The sequence below is a fragment of the Microcystis sp. M109S1 genome, assembly GCF_020247025.1.
In the GTDB taxonomy this organism is placed as follows: Bacteria; Cyanobacteriota; Cyanobacteriia; order Cyanobacteriales; family Microcystaceae; genus Microcystis.
This window is the reverse complement of record NZ_JADBRW010000286.1, coordinates 1-4,504: the sequence shown is the minus strand read 5'-3', so window position 1 is coordinate 4,504 and position 4,504 is coordinate 1. Positions and strand designations below refer to the sequence as shown.

At 37.1% G+C, this 4,504-nt stretch carries 3 protein-coding genes and 1 pseudogene; 1 reads left to right on the top strand and 3 read right to left on the bottom strand.

Annotated elements, in window-relative coordinates; translation table 11 throughout:
• Positions 1–2,235 (top strand): CHAT domain-containing protein (locus IM322_RS14465; protein WP_287673487.1); only part of this gene is annotated, 2,235 nt, incomplete at its 5' end.
• A 93-nt stretch (positions 2,236–2,328) separates the two neighbouring features.
• Here the strand turns inward: IM322_RS14465 and IM322_RS14460 are convergent.
• The 3 genes and pseudogenes from IM322_RS14460 to IM322_RS14450 form a co-directional block, all read right to left on the bottom strand.
• On the bottom strand, positions 2,329–2,739 hold the full coding sequence (locus IM322_RS14460; RefSeq protein ID WP_287673486.1) for a hypothetical protein: 411 nt from the start codon (positions 2,737–2,739) through the stop codon (positions 2,329–2,331).
• Between the two features lie 503 nt (positions 2,740–3,242).
• Positions 3,243–4,046 (bottom strand): nucleoside phosphorylase, encoded by an 804-nt coding sequence (locus IM322_RS14455; protein ID WP_287673483.1) that lies wholly within the window; start codon positions 4,044–4,046, stop codon positions 3,243–3,245.
• 222 nt (positions 4,047–4,268) lie between these two features.
• Positions 4,269–4,504, bottom strand: a pseudogene (locus IM322_RS14450) (transposase); the annotation flags it as partial.

The following is a 4,504-nucleotide window of genomic DNA, read 5'->3' as shown; positions in this document are numbered from 1 at the left end:
GGGGAAAGGGCAGAAAATTTAGAGTTAGCTATTGTTGCTTATAGCCTGTCATTAGAAGTATATACCCGTGAAGCCTTTCCTTATGAATGGGCAAGAACACAAAATAATCTGGGCAATGCTTATAATAAGCGCATCAGAGGGAAAAGGGCTGATAATCTAGAGTTAGCTATTGTTGCTTATAGCCTGTCATTAGAAGTATATACCCGTGAAGCCTTTCCTGAATATTGGGCAGGGTCACAAAATAATCTGGGGATTACTTATAGAGATCGCATCAGAGGGGAAAGGGCAGATAATCTAGAGTTAGCGATAGCGGCTTATAACCTATCTTTAGAAGTTTATACCCCCACTGCTTTTCCTATAAACTGTTTAAGAACAGGACGAAACTTAGGAAATACTGCTAACCTTATCGAAGACTGGGAAACCGCCATCAAAGGCTACAACTTAGCCATCGAAGCGTCAGAAATCACCCTACTAGAAGCATTAAACCCCCAACGACAACAAGAAATCCTCTCCGATGCAATGGATGTTTATCATGGCATAGTTCAATCCTATCTCAACCTCAATCAAAAAGATCGCGCTTTAGAATACGTTGAACGTAACAAAACCCGCTATCTAGTCCAATTGCTTACCGACCGAGATATCTATCCTAAAGGTAATATCCCCCAAACTATTATTACCGAATTAGATCGCCTCCGTCGTGCCATTATCGGGGAAGAACAACAGTTAGCCATCCAAGAACAAACCCGCAATAGGGGATTAATTTTAACTCTAGATCAACAAAAACAACCCATCTTAAATGACTATACTCACCTCAATCATTTAAAACAAGAATTAAAGCAATTTATTGACCAAGAAATAACCAAAATAGATAAGACTTTTATCTTAACTCAAAAAGTTCAAACCATTAAATTAAGTGAGATTCAATCCTTAATTGATCAAGATACTGCTATTTTAGAATGGTATATTTCAGGGGATAGAATTATGGCGTTTATTGTTACTAATGAAGGTTTGATCCCCCCTAACCCCCCTTTGAAAGGTTTGATCCACCCTAACCCCCCTTCAAAAGATTCGATCCCCCCTAACCCCCCTTTAAAAGGGGGGAATTTTGAGGTAAAAGGGGTTAAGGTTTGGCAATCTTCAGCAGAAGATCGAGAGAAATTGATTGATTTTATTAAAGATTATCGTGAAGCTTATGAAAATAATAAAACAGAGTGGATTAATAATCTTAATTCTTGTTTAAATCAACTATCAGAAATTCTCCACATTGATGAACTTTTAGAACTAATTCCCCAAGACTGCAAACGCTTAATCATAATTCCCCATTGGTTCTTACATATAATTCCCCTTCATTGTTTACCCCTAAAAGATGGACAATTTCTCTATCAACGCTTTACTAAAGGTGTAGGATACGTTCCCAGTTGCCAACTTTTAAAACTGGTAAAATCATCACAGCGAGAAAACTTTACTCATCTTTTTGCTATTAAAAACCCCACCAGAAAAGACCTAAAACCCCTCTTAGGAGCAAATCTAGAAATAGAGAGAATTAGTCAAGGATTTGATGCAGAAAAAACCATTATTATTGGTGAATTAGAAGCATCAGAACAAACCCTAGTAAACCGTCGTCAAGAATTACAAGCGTCCCATTGTATTCACTTTTCTTGTCATGGAAAATTTGATAATAAATCCCCTAGAGACTCAGCTTTAATGTTAGCAGATCCAGAAGGTAACTTAGGAAAATTAGCTAACCTTACTCTAGCAGAAGTCTTTAAAAAACTTGATTTAAGAGAATGCCGTTTAGTTACTTTTTCTGCTTGTGAAAGTGGTATAATAGAAAGTAAAGCCGATAGTATTAGTGATGAATATGTGGGTTTACCCAGTGGTTTTCTATTTGCAGGAAGTTCTAGTGTCGTTAGCACCCTTTGGACAGTCGATCCCCTAGCAACAACCTTATTTATGGCTAAATTTTATCACGATCTTAAACGGATTTCTATCCAAGATCAAGGGAGTATTGCTATTGTTTTAAATCATACTCAAACCTGGTTAAGAACATTGAATAGTCAAAAATTAGCCCAAACAAAAAATAGTCAAAAATTCCAGCAATTACTCGATCGAGTCTTTGAGAGTAAACGGGATAGAAGAAAATTCCAAGACTTATTAGAAGCGGCAGTGAAACGCGAACCCTATCCCTTTGCCAATCCCTATTATTGGACAGCATTTATCGCAACAGGAGTTTAACTCAGGTCTTGCACCATTATCCAAAAGTCCAAAAAACCCGATTTTTAGAGACAGAAAAAATCGGGTTTTTAATATCAGGGATAAGCTCTGAGTTTAAGAATCGGAACAATTTTGACAAAATTTATCCAGTCCTTGCTCTTGAATATAAACAGCAACGATAGTTGATAAAATTCCTGCTACTCCAGGCGGACACATAAAACATCCTGCGATAATATCTGTTACAGGGGGAATAAGTGCGGGTAAATATTTTTCTCGCAAAGTTTCATACTTCGGTTGACAGATAGAATCACGACATTTATTAAGAACAATAGCAAACCAACAAAAATCAGCCTTATCTTCTACCCCTTCAATCCCGTTACGAGTGGCAATAGATTCAGCAGCATCTGCTAAATCTCCCTCCCATTCCTCAATAACATCAAGTGCAATTAAAGCGTTCTCATTGTCCGCAAATTCAATACGGTACTGAGCAATTTTTTCCGGTGTTAACTGCGTTGTGTCTGACATAATACCATCCTTAAAGCTAAAACTAATTTTTTTCTATTATCTCACTTTATTAGCTCCTAAGTAGGTAGGCGTTAAAAATTATCAGACACCCCCCTTATCAAGGGGGGATTAAGGGGGGATCAGAGGCAAAATCTATCTTCAATTTAATTATAACTACTTACTTAATCCCACCAAATGCCGTGAGGAAAATCCCTCGCTTTAGCTTGTCCGCAACTTTATAATCGTCTCGTCGCTAACGGTTTTGACTTTACCGATGGCAAGTTAATCCGGTCAAGATTAGCTTAGAAGACTAGGAAAAAGCGAATTTTTTTGGGGTGAGAATTTACTTTTGTCAAAAATCATTACATATTCGCAACAAAATACACTTTTTTGAACAAATTAATGTACCATACTTAGACAAGGCGGTCAATTATTTTGTACTAGGAATTATGCGCTCAACTTATCTCCTGTTATCCCCAAAGTCAGGAAAAAGAGGAAGTCTTAATGAAAATGATTTCTCAACATTAATTAATTGAGGATGGGGAGAGGTTGCTAACAGTCAATATTGCTACCTGAATCGCTTTTTCGATGGCCTGTTGTTTGCTTTCTAAACTAATCCCTTCCTCTTTACTTCTTTCGGCAATCACACCACAAATACAAGCGGCAGTAAATCCATAAACCCCCGCCATTTTAAATAAAGTTCCCGCTTCCATTTCATAATTGAGAATATTTAAACGTCGATATTCTTCCGTAATTCCCTCTAAATGACGCTGAAGATAAGGGTTAGCGGAAGACAGGATTCTTTCCTGTCCTTCATAAAAACTATCCACAGAAGCGGTAATACCTACATGATAATTTACTCCCAAAAATTGAGCCGATTTAACTAGGTCAACTGTCAAAAAAGGATCCGCCACTGCGGGATATTCCAGAGGAGCAATATCATTAGCAGCACCTTGCCTACATAAAGCCGCTTGGGAGATAATAATATCACCAATTTTTATTCTATTTTGAATTGCACCACAAGTACCAATACGAATAATAGTTTTAATTCCCACCTGTATTAATTCATTAACCACAATACTCAAAGATGGCGCACCCATGCCACTGGTAGCCAGAAGAATTGGGGTAGAATTATCTAGATAGCCAAGATAACTATTTAATCCGCGATAATCCGATAGTAAACTTGCATTTTGTAAATAAGTTTCAGCAATATAGCGCGAGCGTTCTGGTTCCCCCGATAATAGGGTGATAGTCGGTTTTGCCGTGCCTAAATCCTCACTGCTAAAGTTGAGATGATAGGGTTTTTGGTGAGATAAGTTATTGGACATTTAAATCAAATTAAGAGCAGTTACTTTGGTTAAATAGGCTTTTAGTTATTATAACAACTTTAGGTTTTAATTAAAATTAAATATTTAATTATTGACAAAAGAGAATTTAATTGTGGGTGCATCTCATTTTTGTAAATCTACTAATTTGGGATTTTTCAGGGGAAACTTTCTCCTAAAATTGGGTGTTACTTTCGGTGGCTCTTCGTTACTCTTTATGCTAAATCAACAGACAAGATGCCAAGATAACATACTTCTAACCCAAAAATTCCGAAAGTTTCTAAAGCCATAGCCTCTCCGTTTTATTAGTTTAAGTTTATTGTTGATTCACTCGACCACCCCATTCGTTGTCCTTCGCTCAAAATAACTAATGATTTCTCCAAACCAATTTCGGATTGTTTGACAACTCTTGGTAAAAACACTGGAGGATTTTGCCAACCATTCCGAGATGGATAGCAGTC